This is a genomic window from Pseudoxanthomonas taiwanensis, assembly GCF_010093135.1.
In the GTDB taxonomy this organism is placed as follows: domain Bacteria; phylum Pseudomonadota; class Gammaproteobacteria; order Xanthomonadales; family Xanthomonadaceae; genus Pseudoxanthomonas; species Pseudoxanthomonas taiwanensis.
In genome coordinates this window covers 1-541 of sequence record NZ_PDWK01000157.1, presented here as the reverse complement: position 1 = coordinate 541, position 541 = coordinate 1, and the positions used below count along the sequence as shown (strand labels likewise).

At 66.7% G+C, this 541-nt stretch carries 1 protein-coding gene; it reads right to left on the bottom strand.

Annotation, left to right across the window (positions count from 1 at the left end):
• The coding region (locus CR938_RS14350; RefSeq protein WP_162125627.1) for a helix-turn-helix domain-containing protein at positions 1 to 368 on the bottom strand (368 nt) is incomplete at its 3' end.
• Positions 369 to 541: the final 173 nt, after the last annotated feature.

The following is a 541-nucleotide window of genomic DNA, read 5'->3' as shown; positions in this document are numbered from 1 at the left end:
ATGGTCGCATAGATCGTTTCGTGGCTGACCAGACCGGGACGTTCGGCGTCGGGCATCTGCCGCAGTCTGGCGGCAATTTGCTGCGGCGACCAGCGCGAGAAGACCCGCCGGTCGTGCACGTGCTGGTACAGCGCAGTGCCCGGGAGCAGCAAGCGCGGACGGCGACTGGTGCCGCGGCGCTGGCGGTACCCTTGGCTGGCCCGCGTCGCGTCGTAGGCGCCAGGTCCGGCCCGCTGCAGCTCACGCGACACGGTAGAAGGCGAACGGCCCAGGCGGCGCGCAATCGAACGCAGACTGCTGCCGTTCTGGCGTTCGATCATGATCACGGCGCGGTCTTCGGGACTCAGATGGTGGTAGGTTCTGGACATGGCAACGCCCTGATATGGGGGCGTTGCACTTGGAAGTTGAGTCTAAGGAAGGTCTGAACAACCCGCTCTGCCGCCCGGATTGCGGCATCGTGGCGCCGGCCTGGCGTCGCTTTCGAGCCGGATTTCGCCCGTGCGGGGCGGTTTTTGGCGGGTTTCCCCGCCTTACGGACGCA